Origin of the sequence: Dermatobacter hominis (assembly GCF_020715685.1) — a bacterium.
In the GTDB taxonomy this organism is placed as follows: Bacteria; Actinomycetota; Acidimicrobiia; order Acidimicrobiales; family Microtrichaceae; genus Dermatobacter; species Dermatobacter hominis.
On the sequence record NZ_CP085840.1, the window covers coordinates 1,645,045 to 1,662,332 of the forward strand.

At 73.9% G+C, this 17,288-nt stretch carries 17 protein-coding genes and 1 pseudogene; 3 read left to right on the forward strand and 15 right to left on the reverse strand.

Annotated elements, in window-relative coordinates; translation table 11 throughout:
• Positions 1 to 56: 56 nt before the first annotated feature.
• The 12 genes from LH044_RS07635 to LH044_RS07690 form a co-directional block, all read right to left on the reverse strand.
• Positions 57 to 278, reverse strand: a complete 222-nt coding sequence (locus LH044_RS07635) for a ferredoxin (protein ID WP_227759215.1) — start codon at positions 276 to 278, stop codon at positions 57 to 59.
• Positions 278 to 1,696: a cytochrome P450 gene (locus tag LH044_RS07640; RefSeq protein WP_227759217.1), complete on the reverse strand. Its 1,419-nt coding sequence runs from the start codon at positions 1,694 to 1,696 to the stop codon at positions 278 to 280. Before LH044_RS07640 ends, LH044_RS07635 begins: the two co-directional genes overlap by 1 nt.
• Entirely contained in the window at positions 1,693 to 2,553 is an 861-nt protein-coding gene (locus LH044_RS07645) for an SDR family oxidoreductase (protein WP_227759218.1), read from the reverse strand. Before LH044_RS07645 ends, LH044_RS07640 begins: the two co-directional genes overlap by 4 nt.
• Positions 2,553 to 3,803 carry a cytochrome P450 gene (locus tag LH044_RS07650; RefSeq protein ID WP_227759220.1) on the reverse strand — a complete coding sequence of 417 codons (1,251 nt, stop codon included), beginning with the start codon at positions 3,801 to 3,803 and terminating at the stop codon, positions 2,553 to 2,555. The genes LH044_RS07645 and LH044_RS07650 overlap by 1 nt, the downstream gene beginning before the upstream one ends.
• 30 nt (positions 3,804 to 3,833) lie before the next feature.
• On the reverse strand, positions 3,834 to 4,409 hold the full coding sequence (locus LH044_RS07655) for a TetR/AcrR family transcriptional regulator (protein WP_227759221.1): 576 nt from the start codon (positions 4,407 to 4,409) through the stop codon (positions 3,834 to 3,836).
• A gap of 34 nt (positions 4,410 to 4,443) precedes the next feature.
• On the reverse strand, positions 4,444 to 5,532 hold the full coding sequence (locus tag LH044_RS07660; RefSeq protein WP_227759222.1) for a histone deacetylase family protein: 1,089 nt from the start codon (positions 5,530 to 5,532) through the stop codon (positions 4,444 to 4,446).
• Positions 5,533 to 5,607: 75 nt separating this feature from the next.
• Positions 5,608 to 6,807, reverse strand: coding sequence for an alpha/beta hydrolase family protein (locus LH044_RS07665; protein WP_227759223.1), 1,200 nt, complete (start codon positions 6,805 to 6,807; stop codon positions 5,608 to 5,610).
• A complete protein-coding gene (locus LH044_RS07670) occupies positions 6,804 to 7,499 on the reverse strand; it encodes a VOC family protein (RefSeq protein ID WP_227759225.1) in 696 nt (231 codons plus the stop codon). Before LH044_RS07670 ends, LH044_RS07665 begins: the two co-directional genes overlap by 4 nt.
• A gap of 43 nt (positions 7,500 to 7,542) precedes the next feature.
• Positions 7,543 to 8,130: a TetR/AcrR family transcriptional regulator gene (locus LH044_RS07675; protein ID WP_227759227.1), complete on the reverse strand. Its 588-nt coding sequence runs from the start codon at positions 8,128 to 8,130 to the stop codon at positions 7,543 to 7,545.
• A gap of 1 nt (position 8,131) precedes the next feature.
• Positions 8,132 to 9,319, reverse strand: a complete 1,188-nt coding sequence (locus LH044_RS07680; RefSeq protein ID WP_227759228.1) for an acyl-CoA dehydrogenase family protein — start codon at positions 9,317 to 9,319, stop codon at positions 8,132 to 8,134.
• A gap of 105 nt (positions 9,320 to 9,424) precedes the next feature.
• Positions 9,425 to 10,078: a nitroreductase family protein gene (locus LH044_RS07685; RefSeq protein WP_227759229.1), complete on the reverse strand. Its 654-nt coding sequence runs from the start codon at positions 10,076 to 10,078 to the stop codon at positions 9,425 to 9,427.
• A 41-nt stretch (positions 10,079 to 10,119) separates the two neighbouring features.
• Positions 10,120 to 10,515 carry a PPOX class F420-dependent oxidoreductase gene (locus LH044_RS07690; protein ID WP_227759230.1) on the reverse strand — a complete coding sequence of 132 codons (396 nt, stop codon included), beginning with the start codon at positions 10,513 to 10,515 and terminating at the stop codon, positions 10,120 to 10,122.
• Between the two features lie 90 nt (positions 10,516 to 10,605).
• Between LH044_RS07690 and LH044_RS07695 the strand changes: the two genes are divergently transcribed.
• A complete protein-coding gene (locus tag LH044_RS07695) occupies positions 10,606 to 11,385 on the forward strand; it encodes a hypothetical protein (protein WP_227759231.1) in 780 nt (259 codons plus the stop codon).
• Positions 11,386 to 11,397: 12 nt separating this feature from the next.
• Here LH044_RS07695 and LH044_RS07700 read toward each other — a convergent pair whose 3' ends face one another.
• From LH044_RS07700 to LH044_RS07710, 3 genes are all read right to left on the reverse strand, one after another.
• Positions 11,398 to 12,654, reverse strand: coding sequence for an MFS transporter (locus LH044_RS07700; RefSeq protein ID WP_227759232.1), 1,257 nt, complete (start codon positions 12,652 to 12,654; stop codon positions 11,398 to 11,400).
• The gene (locus LH044_RS07705; RefSeq protein WP_227759235.1) at positions 12,651 to 13,658 is read right to left on the reverse strand and encodes an alpha/beta hydrolase; all 1,008 of its coding nucleotides are present in this window, start codon (positions 13,656 to 13,658) and stop codon (positions 12,651 to 12,653) included. The genes LH044_RS07700 and LH044_RS07705 overlap by 4 nt, the downstream gene beginning before the upstream one ends.
• 61 nt (positions 13,659 to 13,719) lie before the next feature.
• A complete protein-coding gene (locus LH044_RS07710) occupies positions 13,720 to 14,643 on the reverse strand; it encodes a formylglycine-generating enzyme family protein (protein WP_227759237.1) in 924 nt (307 codons plus the stop codon).
• Between the two features lie 28 nt (positions 14,644 to 14,671).
• Here LH044_RS07710 and LH044_RS07715 point away from each other — a divergent pair.
• Positions 14,672 to 15,593 (forward strand): annotated as a pseudogene (locus tag LH044_RS07715) (TIGR03564 family F420-dependent LLM class oxidoreductase).
• Positions 15,594 to 15,749: 156 nt separating this feature from the next.
• Positions 15,750 to 16,976, forward strand: coding sequence for an amidohydrolase family protein (locus LH044_RS07720; RefSeq protein ID WP_227759245.1), 1,227 nt, complete (start codon positions 15,750 to 15,752; stop codon positions 16,974 to 16,976).
• Positions 16,977 to 17,288: the final 312 nt, after the last annotated feature.

Sequence of the window (17,288 nt, forward strand, 5' to 3'; positions counted from 1 at the left end):
TCCGGTCGATCCGGTGGTCGGCGAGCTGGTGGTCGGGCGCGTGCCGCCCGGCTCGGTCATGGGTCGCCTCGCTCCGTCGGCTCCTCGACGAGGGCGATCGCGTGGGTCGGGCAGTACTTCACCGCCATCTCGGCGGCCCTGCGCTGGCTGTCGCCCGGGCGCTCGTCGAGCACGCGGACCTTCATGTCCTTGCCGACCTCGAAGAGGTCGGGCGCCTCACCCTCGCAGACGGCGTGGCCCTGGCAGAGGTCGTTGTCGACCACGATGCGGAACCCCATCAGGCCCCGTCCCCGCCCGCGCCCTGCGCGGCAGCGTGGACCCGGCGGCGGTAGCGCACCCGGCAGGGCTGGGCGAGCTGCACCACCATCTTCGAGTGGTCGTTCCGGTACGTCTCGGGCGGCTGCGCCGGCTCGAGCTCCCAGTCGCGGAGCAGCACGCAGAAGATCGTCTTGAGCTGCATCAGCGCGAAGGCGGCGCCCACGCAGCGGTGGCGTCCGGCCCCGAACGGGATCCAGTTCCACGGGTTGTCGAGGTCGTCCTGGCGGGGCTCGATGTAGCGGCTCGGGTCGAACCGGTCCGGGTCCTCGAACGCGCCCTCCAGCCGGTTCGACACCGCGATCGACGTACCGACGAGCTTGCCCGGCGGCACCGTGTAGCCCTCGACCTCGAGCGGCTCGACGACCTTCCGCAGGAGCAGGATCAGGGGCGGGTGCAGGCGGAGCGCCTCCTTGATCGAGCTCTCGAGCCACGGCACCTCGCGCAGGTCCTGGTAGGTGATCTCACCGCCACCGGCCTCGGCCAGCGCGTCCATCTCGGCGACCACCTCCGCCATCACCTCGGGGTTGCGGAGCAGCTCGATGATCACCCACGCCGCGGTGCCCGACGTCGTGTGGTGCCCGGCGAACATCATCGAGATGAACATGCCGGTGATGATGTCGGCGGAGAACTGCTCGACCCCGTGCTCGTCCTTGATCGACATCAGCACGTCGACCAGGTCCATCTCGTCCTTGTCGGCGGGGAGGCCCTCCTGACGCCGCTTGTCCATGATCGCCTCGATGCGCTCGACCAGCGCGGCCCGGGCGGCGTCGCGCCGGCGGAAGCTCTCGATGTCGGCGTACGCGTCGACGTAGGCGATGGCGTCGGTGCCCTGCTCGAGGTCGTGGAACAGGTGGGCGACCTCGACGTCGAGCTCCTCACGGAACTTCGGGCCGATCAGGCACGACGTCGACGTGTAGATGAACAGCTCGGCCGTGAAGTCGAGCAGGTCGATCTCGCCCTCGTCGTCCCACCGGTCGAGCATCCGCTCGATCTCCGCGGTGATCGTCGCCGCGTGGCCTCGCATGAACTTGTCGCGCAGCGACTGGTTGTGCAGCGCCCGGCGTCGCTCCTCGGGGCTGGCGTCGAACACGACGCCCTCGCCGAAGATGGGCGTCATGAACGGGTAGGCCGCGGCCTGGTCGAGCTCGTCGTCGGACGCGCGGAAGAAGATCTCGTTCGCCTCGGCGCCCGTCAGGAGGACGACCTCCTTGTCGGCCAGGCGGAACTCGCCGACGTCACCGCACTCGTCCCGGGTCCGGCGCATCAGCCCGATGGGGTCGACGCGGAGCTCTTCCAGGTGGCCGGTCCCGCCGTCGTCGCCCGACACCTTCGGGATGTCGGCGTCGGTCGAGCTGTCGGTGGTCAGGGTGTCGGTCATCGCTCCCCCTCGGGTCGTGTCTCGTCCGCGGCGTCGGGTGGGGCCGACGCCTGCGGTCCGTACTCGGCGAGCACCGTGTCGGCCGGCGCGGCCACCGGCGCCTCGGGCTGCACCTCGAGCAGCGCGTACCGGGTGCCCTTCGGCGCCGACACGACGGCCAGCACGGCCTGCGCGAACTCGCTCGGGCGGATGGCGCCGTCGTGGCGCAGCAGCCCCCAGCGGTACCACGAGCCGACCACGGTCTCGATCGTGTCGGCGTCCCACGTCGTGCCCTGCTCGGTGCTCGACGGGCCGGGCCGGACGATGCCGACGCGCACGCCGGTCCCCTCGCACTCCATGGCCATGGCCCGGGCGTAGCCCTCGAGCCCCGCCTTCGACGCGACGTAGGCGGCCATGTACGTCCGGGGGTCCTGGGCCACCTCGGAGGTCACGAACACGACGTCGCCGCGCTGGCGGGCGACCATGTGGGGCACGAGCTCGTGGACGAGCGACTGGGCGCCGAGCAGGTTGACCTGGAGCTGGCGGTGGAACTCGTCGGGGTCGGCCAGCGTGGTGATCGGCTGCACGTCGCCGGCGTTCGAGACGAGGATCTCGATCGGCCCGAGCTCGTCCTCGGCCCGGGCGGCGAACGTGCGGATCGACGCGGCATCGGTCAGGTCGAGCGGCACGGCCAGGGCCTGGCCGCCGTCGGCGGTGATCTTGGCCACCAGCTCCTCGAGCCGGTCGAGCCGGCGGGCGCCGACGACCACGGGGTGGCCCGCCGCGGCGAGGGCGGTGGCGATCGCCGTGCCGTGGCCGGACGAGGCGCCGGTGACGACGGCGGCGCGGCGCTCGGGGTGCGGTTCGAAGCGCGGCATCAGGCGTCCCCTCCCGTGGGCGTGGCGCGGGGCGGCCCGCTCCTGGCCGACACCGAGGTCGGGACCCGGGCGAAGCCCCGCACGTTGACGGAGTGGACCCGCTCGATGCCGTCGGGGTCGATGTCGTAGCCGTCGAACGCAGCGATCAGCTCCTCGAGCGCGACCCTCGCCTCGAGCCGGGCGAGCGAGGCGCCGAGGCAGAAGTGGCGGCCGAAGCCGAAGCTGGCGAGCTGCGGCAGCGGCTCGGGCCGGTCGAGGTCGTAGGAGTCGGCGTCCGAGAACACCCTCGGGTCCCGGTTGGCCGAGCCCGCCAGCAGCAGCACCCGGTCGCCGGCCGGGATCACCTCGTCGTACCAGGGGATGTCGACGAGCGCGAGGCGGGCGAGCATCTGCGACGAGGTGTCGTAGCGGAGCGTCTCCTCGATCCACGTCGGGATCCGGCCGGGGTCGGCGAACGGCTTGGCCCGCTGGTCGGGGTTGCGCCACGCCCAGTACCAGGCGTTGGCGAGCAGCTTGGTGGTGGTCTCGTTGCCGGCGACGACCATGAGGAAGAGGAAGCCGATGATCTCGTCGTCGGTGAGGCGGTCGCCGTCGACCTCCACCGCCAGCAGCGCCGAGGTCAGGTCGTCGGTCGGCCGGGCCCGCCGCTGGGCGAGCATGTCGGAGTAGTAGACGACCAGATCGAGCGCGGCGGCCGCCCCCTCGGGCGGCACGTCGCGGATGCCCTCCTCGCGGTGCACCAGCAGGTCGCTGAGCCGGCGCAGCTCCTCGCGGTCCTCGACCGGCACGCCCATGAGCTCGGAGATCACGTCCATCGGGAGCCGGCCGGCGAAGTCGGCGATGAAGTCCAGGTCGTCGGGCGTCTCGCGCATGCGGTCGATGTAGGACCGGGCGATCTCCCGGATGCGCGGCTCCTGTGCCGCGACCCGGCGGGGCGTGAATCCCTTGGAGACGAGGCCCCGCATGCGGCCGTGCATCGGGGGGTCCATGCCCAGGAACGACATGGTCTTGTGGGCGTGCGGTCCGGAGGCCGACGGGTCGAGCGAGACGCCGTGGGAGTTGGAGAGCCGCTCGAAGTCGCGGAACCCCTCGATCACGTCGGCGTGGCGCGAGACCGCCCAGAAGCCGAGCTCGTCGTTGCGGTACAGCGGCGCCTCCTCGCGGAGGCGCTCGTAGGTCGGGTACGGGTCCTCGTGGATCTCGTACGCGTACGGGTCGTACGTGACGGCGTCGCTCGTCGTGGCGCTCATGGTCCCCCCGTCTGTCGATCTCGTCGTCGGCTAGCGGACGACCAGGTCCGCGGTGCGGGCGAGCCGCTCCGGCAGGTCCGCGTAGTCCAGGTGCCCCATCCCGGCCTGGAGCATGGCGCCCGAGACCGCGAACTCGAGCGTGGTCAGCACCGCCGGGTCGGCGGCGTCCCCCAGCGCCCGCTGGAGGCGGTGGCGCCACGTGAGCCCGATCCGGTCGCGCAGCACCTTGACGTCGGCGTCGTTCGACAGCATCGCCACCGTGCACGCCGCCGCCAGCTCGGGCTCGTCGGCGACGAGCAGCGCCATCTCGGACAGCGTCGACGCCACCCGCGACGACGCCGAGCGGCGACCGTCGAGCCGCGTCTCCGGGAGGGACTCGAGCCGGCGCCAGAAGACCTCGGTGACCAGGTGCTCGCGCGAGGCGAAGTAGTTGTACGCGGTCGCCGGGGCGACGCCCGCCCGCTTGGCCACGTTGCGGACGGTCAGGCCGTCGTAGCCGACCGAGCGCAGCTCCTCGACCGCGGCGTCCACCAGGCGCTGCACCGTCTGGGCCTGGCGGTCCGAGAGGTGGCGCCGTGGGGTGAGGGCGACGACGGAGTTGGACATCTGTCCAGAACGTAGTCCACTTCGCCCGCCGGCGCTAGAGGGGATCGTCAGGCCCCGGCCGGTGATCGGGACCCTCGGGCTCGCCGGCCAGCCCCCGCAGCCACGCCGTGGCGTTGCGACCCAGCTCGTCGGTGGCGTAGCCGCCCTCCTGGAGGACGACGGTCGGCACCCCGAGCTCGCGGACCGCCCGCCCGCTCGCGTGGAAGCCCTCACGGGTGACGCGGAGGTCCGCGATCGGGTCGCTCTCGTACATGTCGAGGCCGAGCGACACGACCACCACGTCGGGCCGATGGCGGGCGACGACCTCGAGCGCCCGCTCGAGCGCGCCGGCCAGCTCGACGTCGCCGGCGCCGGCGGCGAGGGGCACGTTGAGCGTGGCGCCGAGGCCGCGCCCGGTGCCCGTCTCGTCCGCGAAGCCCGTCGTGTACGGGTAGGCCCGGACCGGATCGGCGTGGATCGACGCGAACAGCACGTCGTCGCGGTCGTAGAAGATCTGCTGGCTCCCGTTGCCGTGGTGGTAGTCGACGTCGAGCAGGGCCACCCTCGCCCCGGCGGTGGCGGCGCGGTGGGCGGCCACGGCGGCGTTGTTGAAGAAGCAGTAGCCGCCGTAGGCGGCGGTGGCGGCGTGGTGCCCGGGCGGGCGGCACAGCCCGAATGCGGCCCGGTCGCCGTCGCGCAGGACCAGCGCGGCGGCGGTGAGGGCCACGTCGACCGAGGACCGGGCCGCGACGTAGGTGCCGTCGGTGAGCGGCGTCGTCGTCTCGAAGCACCAGCGGCCCAGCTGCATCGCCACCGGGGTCGGCTCCGGCGCCGGACCCATCCCGTCCCGCACCGCGGGGTGGAGGAACACGTCGGGCACGACGTCGTGGGTCGGGCCGACCTCCTCCTGGTACCGCTCCCACGCCGTCGACAGGAACGCCACCAGACCGGGGTCGTGGACCGCCGAGATCGGCTCGGTCCCCCACGACTCGGGCGCCACGACCTCGAAGGTGGGATCGGCGCGGAGGGCGTCGTGGATCGCCGTCGCCCGGCCGGGGTGCTCGAAGGGCTCCTGGAACCGCGACAGCTCGAGCTCCCGCGTCGGCGCGTGGCGGGCGTGGTCCTCCGAGTAGACGTACCTCACGGCACGGACCTCACGCGACCGTCCTCCACGCGACGGACCTCACGGCGCCCTCACGCGACGGTCCCCCGACCGGCCTCACCCGGCGGCGACCTCGGGCGACAGGTCGTGCGCCCCGAGCCACGCCGAGCAGATGCCGACCGCCTCGGCGAGCTTGGGCCGCTGGTCGGTGCCGTCGGGCCCGGTGCCCAGGTAGTAGTGCGTGGCGCCCTCGACGACGTGCAGCTCCTTGTCGTCGTGGTGGACCGCGGCGAACAGCGACCGGCCCATCTCCGGGTAGCAGACGTCGTCCGCGCCGTTGGACAGAACGAGCACGGGGACGTCGATCGCCGCCGCGCAGCGCAGCCCGTCGGCCGGGGCCTCGTCGAGGCTCCACTGGCTCAGCCAGCTCCGCAGCGTGCAGAAGCGGGCCAGGCCGACCGGGCCGTTGTTCACCAGGACCGGATCGCCCAGGTACGACTGGCCCACCTGGCGCCCGTTGGGGTCGATCGTGCCGTCGAGCACCGCCGGGTCGGCCATCGTGCCGTGGACGACGAAGCCCCGCTCCTCGTCCGGTCGGCCGGCGTCGCGCAGCCGCTCGAGCTCGGCCCGGACCCACCGGGTGATGCGCCGGTTCCGCTCCTCCTGGGCCGCGCGATAGCCCGCCAGCCACCCCCGGTCGTACGGCGGTCCGGGGGCGTCGGGGCCGTAGAGGTCCCACTGCGGGTCGCGCAGCTCGGGATCGGCCTCGTCGACGATCGCCGGGTCGAGCGAGTCGGTCAGCACGCCGTGGCGGCTCGGGTGGGCGGCCAGCAGCATCACGGCGTCGGCCGGGATCAGGTCCGACGCGGTCAGGTCGGGCGGGTCGCCCCACGGCGTCGAGGTGATCGACGGCCGCTCGGCCTGCTCCTGGTAGAGCAGCGACAACGAGCCCCCGCCGCTCCACCCCGCGAGCACGACCCTGGAGTAGCCGAGGCGCTCCTTGGCGTCCGCGACGGCGGCCCGCAGGTCGAGCACCACCTTCTCCATGATCAGCGCCGAGTCCGACCGGTAGCGGCTGTTGCAGTAGATGACGTGGTGGCCGGCCTTGGCGAGCGCCCGGACCATCGGCAGGTACGCCCCGGCACCGATGGGGTGCATGAACAGCAGCACCGTGTCGGACGGGACGCCGACCGGCCGGTACAGGTAGGACTCGAGCACGACGACGCCCTCGGGTCCGCCGTAGGTGTCCTTGAAGGCGGCCTGCTCCAGGTAGACGAGCGGGTACGCGACGAGCTCGACCTCGATCCGAGCGCTCACGGCGCGTCCGCCAGGCGGACGGGTGGGTCGGGGGTGCTGGCCGCCGCGGTCACCTCGTCGTCGGTCAGGGTGACCATGAACGCCAGCTCCTCTGGCGGGTAGCCCATCTGCGGCATCGCCGGGTCGATCGCCGCCTGGGCCACGGGCTCTGTCGGCCGGGCGTACGGCGCCGGGTCGACGTAGCGGCGGACGTCGTCGGGGGTCATGCCGATCGCCTCGCACACGGCGGGGTCGACCCAGGCCCGGTGGTCGACGGGCACCTCGGAGAACGCCGCCTCGAGCGTCAGGCCCTCGGGGCCGGCGAAGTAGATGGAGTGGCACATGCCGTGGTCGATCGGGCCGAACGTGACCACGCCGTTGGAGCGGAGCCGGTCGCGCATGCCGAGCAGCTCGTCCATCGACCCGACCTCGAACGCGAGGTGCTGCATCGTGCCGGGCGCGCTGATGCCCGCGCCGGTGCCCGAGTGCGTCACGCCGACCGTGGACTCGACGTCCTCGACGCCGGGGACCTGCACGAAGCTCAGCAGGCAGTGGTCGCTGAGCCGCACGAACCCGTGCCACGCCCCCTCGACGCCGTGCATGTCGAACAGCGCCACGAGCGGCGCGCCCATGACCTGCGTGAAGAACTCGACCTGGCCCTTCATGTCCTTCGTGGACACGGCCAGGTGGTGGACGCCGATCGGTGTCGTCATGACGGGACCCCCCGGTTGCTCGTCGTGGTCAGCATAAGCCCGCTTACGGGGTGCCGACCGAGGGGCCGGCGGAGCGCCCGAGGCCGTGCAGGACGCGGTCGATGCTGGTCGAGCGCCGGGTCCACGGCGTGTCGAGGCGCACGATCGCCAGCGCGTACACGACCTCGGCCTGCAGCTCGGCCGTCGCCCGGTCGACGCCCTGGTCGACGAAGGCGTCGCGGATGAACTCGAGCAGGACGTGGTCGGCGCCCCGGACCGCCTCGGCCGCGGGCTCGTTGCAGGTGGCCCAGTCGCGCATGGCCCGGTGCAGCGCCCCCATGTGCAGCTGCACGCTGAGCTGCTCCAGGCGCCGGAGCCGCTCCTCGGCCGGGAGCTCCGACAGGCGCTGCACCGCGAGGCGCGGCTGCTCGTCGCCGAAGAACGACGCCAGCTCGCCGAGGTACTCGGCCATGCCCGAGAAGTGGTGGTAGAAGCTGCCGGTCGTCCGGCCGGTCCGCTCGCACAGGGCCGCGAGCTTCACCGCCTGGAAGCCGCCCTCGCGCAGCAGGTCCTGGCCCGCCGCCAGCCACGCGGTCCGGCTGCCGTTGCCGTCCGGTTCCTCGCCGATCGCCGGGTCGCGTCGGTCGGCCACCTCAGATCCTGTCCGCCGGCCGGAGGGGCAGGCCGAGCTCGAGCCGGCCGGCGAGCTCGGCCGTGCGGTCCCAGTCGAAGATGACGTGGCCCTTCAGCACCTCGACGTCGCGCTGGAGCCGCTGCAGCGGCGAGTCCGAGCGGTAGACGCTGGCACCCGCACCGGCGCACACGTCGCCGAGGACCGCGACGGATCGGCGCACCGCGTCTGCGGCCGCCAGGCGCACCGCCATCCGGACCGCGATCCCGTCGTCGTCGGCGCCGAACGCGGCCTCGAGGCGGTCGACGGCACCGTCGAGCGCGGCGCGGGCGGCGCGCACGTCGGCGAGCGCGGTGCCGAGCCGCACGTGCGCCGCCGGCTGGTCCACGGCTCGGTCGCCGAAGCTGTACGCCAGCACCCGCTCCTGCACCCGGGACCGGTAGAGCTCGACCGCCCGCTCGGCCGCGCCGACCGCAGGCGTCGCCGCGACCAGCGCCAGGACGGCCATGACCGGCAGGTGGGCCATGTCGTGTTCCGGGTCGGGCCCGCCGGGCGCCAGCAGGTCGTCGGCGAGCACCGTGCGGTGCTCGGGGACGAACGCGCCGTCGACGACCACGGTGTCGGACCCCGTGGCGCGCATGCCCGACATGTGCCAGACGTCCTCGACCACGACGTCCGACATGGGCAGCACGGCGAAGCGGGCCACGAACGCGTCGTCGCGCTCCTCGAGGCCGGTGACCATCACCCAGTCGGCGTGGCGGACCCCCGTCGCCCACTCCCACCGGCCCCGCACCGTCCAGCCCGGCTCGCCGTCGGGCCCCGCCGCGCGGCGGAGCGACCCGGTCGGGGCGAGCGGCGCCGGCAGCAGGCCGTATCCCCGGGGACCACCCGAGACCTCGTCCTGGAGCGGCTCGGGGAAGCGCGTGAGCAACCAGTTGTGCAGCACGAGGAACGACAGCGTCCACGCCGACGCGGGGCAGGCGGTCGCCAGCGTCCGGGTCGTGTCGACCAGCTCGTGGAGGCCCCGACCCTCGCCGCCGCGGTCCCGCGGCACCGCCATGCGGAACAGGTCGGCGGCGGTCGCCGCCTCCAGCACCGCCGGAGCGAGCTCGCGGAGCTCCTCGGCCTCGATCGCGTGCTCGTCGAGCACGGCGGCGAGCGCCCGCGCCCGCTCCCCCACGTCCACGACCACGTGTGCGTCCCCCGTCACGATGTGACCATAACCCAACTTACGGCTGCGGCCACCGTCCCGCGGCCATCCCGTCCCGCGGCCACCGCCGTCCCGCCCGGCGCCGCCCGGGAGGGCGAGTGGGCGTCAGGGCCAGAGCGGTTCGGGCACCTCGAAGCCGAGCGGTTCGCCCCAGCGGTTGCGGAACGAGACCTCGTCGACCGGACGGCGCGCCGCCACCCCCCACGTGCCGGTCGGGTACCCGAGCAGCACGCACCCGGCCTGGATCCAGCCCTCGTCGGTCGGCACCCCGAGGATCTCCTTGACCGCCTCGTCGTGGAACATGAGGACGACGGTCAGCGTCGAGCCGACGCCGTGCGCCCGCGCCGCGAGCTGGGCGCTCCACAGGGCCGGGTAGATCGACCCGCCCGTGGGATCGTGCTGCGCGAAGCCGAAGAGCAGCAGCGGGTAGCGGTCGAAGTGCTCCGCCGCCCACACCGCCGACCGTTGCACCCGGAGGAACTGCGCCCGCTCGGGATCGTCGGGGTCCTCGTTCGCCCAGGCGACGCGCTCGGCGTAGATCGTCTCCCACAGCGAGTCGATGCCCGCCTTGTAGAGCGGGGCGACCCGACCGATCACGTCGGTGTCGTCGACGAGGAGGAACCGCCAGTTCTGCGCGTTGCCGCCGGTGGGCGCCCGGATCGCGGCGTCGAGGATGGAGGCCTGGACGTCGGCCGGCACGGGCTCCGAGGAGACCCGTCGCATCGCCCGGGTCGTGTACAGCGCTTCGAAGAGGTCCACGGCCGGGCAACCTAACGGACCGGCCGTGGCCGACGACGGGGTCAGCCCATCGTCACGGCGTTGACCCGCGTGGGCTCGACCGTGACCACGACGCGGCGCTCGCCCTCGCCGTCGATCTCGCGCAGGTCCTGTCCGCCGTACTTCGCGCCGACGCGGTCGGCGAAGGAGTAGTCGTCGTCCGGTTCGATGGCGACGTCGCCACGGACCTCGAGGTAGCGGTAGCCCGACGCGTCGGCGATGAGGACGTCGGCCACGGGCCGGTCGCGGAGGTTCTTCGTCTTCTGCCGGCTCGTGTTGAGCGAGATGCGGATCCGTCCGTCCTCGAAGAGGAACCACACGAGCGTCTGCTGGGGCCGACCGTCGGGTCCGACCGTCGCCAGCGTGGCGATGGGCGCCTCGAGGAGGTCGGTGTGGGTGTCGGGGATGTCGGTCGCCATGCCCCGAGTCTGCGGCGGCAGCGCCGGGTCACCCACGCGGGCGGTCGCCCGCGAACCGGCGCCCTCGGCCCCAGCCGCCACAATGGGCCGATGCTGGTGGTGGCCGCCTTCGGGGCGCTGGTGGGGGTCGACGCACCCGACGGCGTGCTCGAGCGGCTCGCGCCGCTCCTCGCCCCTGCGGCAGCGGGCCCCGGCGATGCCGAGGTCCACGAGGTCGTCAGGGTCGATCCGGGGTCGGTCGCCTCGGTCAGCGGCGGCCGGTTCCACGCCGAGGACGAGCGCCAGCTCGTCCGGCTGGCGGCGTCGCAGGTCCACCTGTGCGTCGCCGTCCACGCCAGGGACGCGATGTTCGTCCACGCCGGCGCGGTCTCGTGGCGGGGCATCGGCATCGTCCTGCCGGGGCGGTCCATGTCGGGCAAGTCGACGCTCACGCGCGCCCTCGTGGCGGCCGGCGCCGAGTACTGCTCCGACGAGTACGCCGTGCTCGACGACGAGGGGCTCCTGCACCCGTACCCGACGCCCCTGTCGATCCGGCGGGCCGACGGGTCCACGGTGGCACTCGACCCGCAGGATGTCGGGATCGTGGCGACGACCCCGGTGCCGGTCGGCCTCGTCGTGGCCACCCGCCACCGCGAGGGCGCGACGTGGGCGCCGATCGTCCTCGAACCGGCGACCGGCGCGGTGGAGCTCGTCGACGACACGGTCGTGGCGCGCCTCGACCCGGTGCGCACGATCGAGGTCGCGGCGGCCGTGGCCGGCCGGGCCCGGACGATCCAGGGCGACCGTCCCGAGGCCGACGTCGTCGCCCCGCTCATCCTCGGCGCGGTCGACGAGCTGCTGGCCGGCGACGCGACCGTCAGCCCGAGCTGAGGCGCAGTCGCCTCAGCTCGCGCCGCCGCGACGCGCGCCCGGTCGCTCGGGCACGTCGCGGTAGAGAACCAGCAGCACCACGTCGTAGGCCAGCTTCGTGGTCCCCGCGATGACGAGCGGCCAGCCGAAGGTCGACTGCGAGAGCAGCCACCCGGCCAGGATCGGCGTGGCGGCGGAGGCGAGGCTGCGCGGCACGTTGGTGACGCTCGACGCCGCCGCCCGCTCCTCGGCCGGCACCACCGCCATCACGAACGCCTGCCGGGCCGGCACGTCCATCTGCGCGCACAGCGAGCGCAGCAGCAGCGCCACGATCGCGACGGCGCCGCTGGGCGACGCGGCGGCGAGCACGAGCAGCACGTTCGCCGGCATGTGCGTGAACGCCATCGTCCGCACCAGGCCGATCCGGTCCGCGAGGCGCGGCGCGAGGAGCTGCGAGCACGCGCCCAGCACTCCGGCCGCGGCGAACACGACCGCAGTCGTCGTGGACTGCAGCTCGAAGCGGAGCTGCAACCACAGGACCAGGACCGAGGTGACGACGAACCCGCTGCCGGCGGAGTCGAGGCTGAACAGCGCCGCGAGCTCGAGCACCGTGCGGCGCGACATGTGCAGCACGCGGCGGCGCGCCCCCTGGTCGCTGCCCATGGTCGCCGAGGCGCGGGACCGCACGCCCCGGTACACGACGAACACCGCAACGCCGACGAGGGCGTAGGCGACGAAGCCGGAGCGCTGGAGGGCGAGCTCGCTCCAGCCGGTGCGCTCCGCCAGCGCAGCGGGCCCGCCCGAGGCGAGCGTGCCCGCGGCGCCGGCCAGCGTGCCGGCGAGGTTGTAGCGGGCGAAGGTCCGCGAGCGCCGGGCCGCCGCCACCTCGCCGGCCACCACGGCCTGCTCGGTCGGCAGGAAGACGCTGACGTCGCCGGCCGACGGGTTCAGCGTGCCGACGACGGCCACGAGCAGCAACGGCCAGAACGCGCTGGCGGCGGCGAAGCCCACGCCGGTGCCGACCATCACGACCGACGCCGCCAGCAGCAGACGGCGCAGCGGGACGCGGTGGGCGCTCAGCCCGAACGTGAGCGTGAGCGCGGCCGACCCGAGCAGGGTGCCGGTGACGATCGCGCCCACCTGCACCGGTGACAGGCCGAGCGCGGTGAGGTACTGCGCGAGCAGGACGCTGACGAACCCGTCGGCCGCGCCCCGCAGCGTGCGCGCCGTGATGATCCGGCCGACGTCGTCGGCACCACCCGCTGGTGCGACGGCGGCCGGGGTGCTCACGTCCCCGCGGGGCCCTCCGGGTGCAGCACGCGGCCCAGCCAGTCGTCGACGTCGCGCTGCCACCGCTCGGCCCACGGCGTGCCGACGAACATGCCGACGCCGTGGGGCACGCCCGGGTAGACGTGCAGCTCGGTCGGGACACCCGACTGGTTCAGCCGGAGCGCGTACTCGATGTCCTCGTCCCGGAAGCCGTCGGCCGCGCCGATCGACACGTAGGCCGGCGGCAGCCCCCGGAGGTCGGCCTCCCGGGCCGGCGCCGCGGTGCCCGGGACGTCGTCGGAGCCGTACAGGTCGCCCAGGTAGGACCGCCACCCGAAGGTGTTGGCCTCGCGGCTCCAGACCTTGAGGCCGTCCATCCGGCTCGACGGCGTGGCCTGGCGGTCGTCGAGCATCGGGCACTCGAGGAGCTGGAACGCGACCGGCACGTCGCCGCGGTCGCGGGCGAGGATCGCCAGCGCCGCGGCCAGCCCGCCGCCGGCGCTCCCACCGCCGATGCCGATGCGACCGCGGTCGATCCCGTGCTCGTCGGCGTGGTCGTGCGCCCACAGCAGCGCGGCGTAGCAGTCCTCGAGCGGGGCCGGGTACGGGTGCTCGGGCGCCAGGCGGTAGTCGACCGAGACGCCGACGACGCCGAGGGCCCGGCACCAGCGGGCGAAGAGCCCGTCGTCCATGATGTTGCTGCCGATCACGTAGCCGCCGCCGTGGATGTGGACGAGCGCCGGCAGCGGGCCGTCGACGCCGCGGGCGCGGTGGACGCGGACGGTGGCCCGGCTGCCCGGCACGCGGTCGTCGGGCACGGCGTGCTCGGTGACCTCCACGTCGTCGGACTGCGGGGTCAGCGAGGTGACGAGCTGGACGAAGTCGGCGCGGGCCTGGACGAGGTCGACCGTCGCGAGGTCGGTGTCGGGCACGAGCTCCATCAGCGGCACGAGGCCGGGATCGAGGAGCTCGGTCCCGTCGGGCAGGGTCGCGCCCTCGGCCACGGTCTCGTCGTCGATCGTCATGTGCTGTCCCCCTGGTCCGTCGCGGGCTCGTGCGCCCCTGGCCTGCCCGGTGCGGCCGCCCTCACACTTCGGCGACGCAGCGGAAGCCGACGTGGCAGGTGGACGTGTCGATCGCCTCGGGCTGGCGGGCCGCCGGCCGGAAGCGGTGGCAGTAGTTCGGCGCGCACAGGTGCGAGCCGCCCTTGATGACCCGGCGACCGTACCGCTCCCCCGGCGCCGCCGAGTCGATCGCACCCGACCCGCAGCACGCGTGGTCGCCCTCGTCGGGCCCCACGGGGTGGTCGACCCACCAGTCGGTGGTCCACTCCCACACGTTGCCGGCCATGTCGACGAGCCCGTAGCCGTTGGCCGGGAACGACCCGACCGGCGAGGTCCCGGCGTGGCCGTCGAGCTCGAGCTGCTCCCACGGGAACCGGCCCTGCCAGGTGTTCGCCATCTGGCGGTCGCCCGGGTACGGCTCGTCGCCCCAGGAGTACTCGGCGTCGTCGAGCCCGCCGCGCGCCGCCCGCTCCCACTCGGCCTCGGACGGCAGCCGGGCGCCCCGCCACGCGGCGTAGGCGGCAGCGTCCTCGAAGGCGACCTGCACGACCGGGTGGTCGCCGCGCCCGACCAGGTCGGAGCCCGGCCCGTGCGGCGCCCGCCACGACGCGCCGGGCACGTAGGCCCACCACCGCGACGGGTCGTCGAGCGGGACCGGGCCGGGCGGCTGCTGGAACACGACGCCGCCGGGATGCAGGAGGTCGGGGTCGGCGCCCGGGTAGTCCGCCGGGTCGAGCGGGCGCTCGGCCAGGGTGACCCAGCCGGTGTCGGCGACGAACTCGGCGAAGCGGTCGTTGGTGACCGGGCCCACGTCGATGCGGAACGCCGCGACGTCGACGGAACGGCGCGGGCGCTCCTCGGGATAGAAGCGGTCCGACCCCATGTGGACGGTCCCGGCGGGAATCGTCACCATCCCGCCGGCGTTGGTGGTAGGCGCAGCGCTCACGCGGCCAACCTACGACAGGGGGACGGACATGCGGATCGGGCTGACCGGTGGGGCCAGCAGCGTCGACGGGATCGTCCGCCAGGTGGCGAGGGCCGAGGAGGAGGGCTTCAGCACCGTGTGGTTCCCCGGCGCCGTGGCCGGCGATCCGCTCGTCGCGCTCGCCATCGCCGGTCGCGCCACCGACCGGATCGAGCTGGGCACCTCGGTGCTGCAGACCTACACCTGCCACCCCGGGCTGATGGCGCAGCGGGCCGCCGCCGTCGTCGCCGCGATCGGCGAGCCCGGGCGGTTCACGCTCGGCATCGGGCCGTCGCACCGGCCGGTGGTCGAGGACGTGTACGGCCTGTCGTACGACTCGCCCGGACGCCACACCGAGGAGTACCTCGACGTGCTCGCGCCGCTGCTCCGCGGCGAGCCCGTCGACCGGCGGGGCGCCGAGCTGGGCTTCACCGGCGGTCCTCCCGCGCTGGCGGGCGGCGAGCCGATCCCGATCCTCCTCGCCGCGCTCGCACCCCGGCTCCTGCGGGTCGCGGGCGAGCAGGCCCAGGGGACGATCACGTGGATGGCGAACGCCGCCGCGATCCGCGACCACGTCGCGCCCAGGATCGCTGCGGCGGCGTCGGCGGCCGGGCGGCCCGACCCGAGGGTCGTCGCCGGCCTGCCGGTCGCCGTCCATGACGACGTCGCCGAGGCGAGGGCCGTCGCCGCCGAGCAGTTCGCCGTCTACGCCACGCTCCCGAACTACCGGCGCGTCCTCGCCCACGGCGGCGTGGACGGCCCCGGCGAGGCTGCGATCGTCGGCGACGAGGCCACGGTGGCCGCCGCCCTGCACGACCTGGTCGCCGCCGGCGCCACCGACGTCTGGGCCGCGCCGTTTCCCGGTCGGCGACGACCCGTCGGCGTCGCGCCAGCGCACGCGGGCGCTGCTCCGCGAGGTCGCCACCGGCTGAGCGTCCCCCACCGCCCTCGCGTGTGCCGCCGTCGCCGGGCGACGGCGGCTGACGCAGGAACGGAGGGAGCGGTAAGGTCTGACTAGAACGAGGTTCCAGTTTCCGGCCCCGCCAGCGGACCGGAGCGGGACCACCGGACCTCCCAGGGGGGCACCCATGGCCACAGCGAACGAGACCGACGAGCACTACACCGTCATCTCGGCGGACACGCACGCCGGCGGCAGCCACGCGATGTACCGCGAGTACCTCGAGGAGCGGTACCGCGACGACTTCGACGCCTGGCGCGGCGAGTACAAGAACCCGTTCAGCGACCTTGGCGACACCCGCCGGCTGCGCAACTGGGACAGCGAGATGCGCACCAGCCAGCAGGACGAGGACGGCGTCGCCGGCGAGGTCATCTTCCCGAACACGGTCCCGCCGTTCTTCCCGAGCTTCGTGCTGTTCGCCCGTCCGCCGAAGCCCGAGGAGTACGAGCACCGCCTGGCCGGCATCCGGGCCCACAACCGCTGGCTCGTCGACTTCTGCGGCGAGCAGCCCGACCGGCGCAAGGGCATCGGCCAGATCTTCGTCAACGACATCGACGACGCGATCGAGGACGTGCGCTGGATCAAGGAGCACGGCCTGACCGGCGGCGTGCTGCTGCCGAACAACCCGCCCGACGTCGACTGGATCCCGCAGCTCAACCACCCGGACTACGACCGGTTGTGGGCGGTGTGCGAGGAGCTCGACGTCCCGGTCAACTGCCACGGCGGGACCGGTTCGCCGGCCTACGAGCGGGTGCCGAGCTCGGCGCTGATGATGATCGCCGAGGTCCCGTACTTCAGCCACCGCCCGCTGCTGTTCATGCTGCTGTCCGGCGCGTTCGAGCGGTTCCCGGGCCTCAAGTTCGTGCTGACAGAGCAGGGCTGCTCCTGGCTCCCGGGCCTCCTCCGCCAGCTGGACGGGCACCTCGAGTCCATTCGGGCCAAGGGCGCGATCGGCGAGCTGCGCTTCAAGCCGGAGCACATCCTGCCGAGGAGCGCGTCCGACTACGTGCGGCAGAACTGCTGGTTCGGCCTGAGCTTCCCGTCCCGCGCCGACGTGAAGGCGGCCGTCGACTCGGTCGGCCTCGACCACGTCATGTGGGGCAGCGACTACCCGCACGACGAGGCGACGTACCCGTACTCGACCTTGGCCCTGCGCCAGGTGTTCCACGACTGGGACCCGGCCGACATCCGCAAGGTGCTGTCGGAGAACGCCGCCGCGCTCTACGACTTCGACCTCGAGGCGCTGCGACCGGTCGCGAACCGCATCGGCCCGACGGTCGCCGAGGTGGCCCAGCCCCTGACCGAGCTGCCGCCCGAGCCGAACGAGGCGCTCCTGCGCAACGCCCCGGCCGCCTGACGCCGCAGCGGCGGCGCCGTCGTCGTCCCCGCGGGGACGCCACGCCGCCCACCGGCCCGACCGACCGGCGACCTCGGTGGCCCGCTTGCGGGTCCCGCCGCGCCGGTGGTCAGATGGGCCGTCAACCGAGTCAGGACGCTGCGTGCGAGGAAAGCCGGTCGAACTCCGGCGCTGTCCCGCAACCGTGGGTCGACGGTCCCGACCGTCGACGAGCCGGATCGCTCCACGCGGCGGACGAGCTTCGAGGGATCCGTCGTGGACTGCGGATGCCGAAGCCCCGGCGTTCCGCTCCGTGGCGGGCCTCCAGGGCCA

Coding starts and splice junctions, on each gene's coding strand:
- LH044_RS07640 (WP_227759217.1), bottom strand. CDS start 1,696: ATGACCGACACCCTGACCACCGACAGCTCGACCGACGCCGACATCCCG.
- LH044_RS07695 (WP_227759231.1), top strand. CDS start 10,606: ATGCTGGTGGTGGCCGCCTTCGGGGCGCTGGTGGGGGTCGACGCACCC.
- LH044_RS07720 (WP_227759245.1), top strand. CDS start 15,750: ATGGCCACAGCGAACGAGACCGACGAGCACTACACCGTCATCTCGGCG.
- LH044_RS07650 (WP_227759220.1), bottom strand. CDS start 3,803: ATGAGCGCCACGACGAGCGACGCCGTCACGTACGACCCGTACGCGTAC.
- LH044_RS07645 (WP_227759218.1), bottom strand. CDS start 2,553: ATGCCGCGCTTCGAACCGCACCCCGAGCGCCGCGCCGCCGTCGTCACC.
- LH044_RS07705 (WP_227759235.1), bottom strand. CDS start 13,658: ATGACGATCGACGACGAGACCGTGGCCGAGGGCGCGACCCTGCCCGAC.
- LH044_RS07655 (WP_227759221.1), bottom strand. CDS start 4,409: ATGTCCAACTCCGTCGTCGCCCTCACCCCACGGCGCCACCTCTCGGAC.
- LH044_RS07690 (WP_227759230.1), bottom strand. CDS start 10,515: ATGGCGACCGACATCCCCGACACCCACACCGACCTCCTCGAGGCGCCC.
- LH044_RS07670 (WP_227759225.1), bottom strand. CDS start 7,499: ATGACGACACCGATCGGCGTCCACCACCTGGCCGTGTCCACGAAGGAC.
- LH044_RS07635 (WP_227759215.1), bottom strand. CDS start 278: ATGGGGTTCCGCATCGTGGTCGACAACGACCTCTGCCAGGGCCACGCC.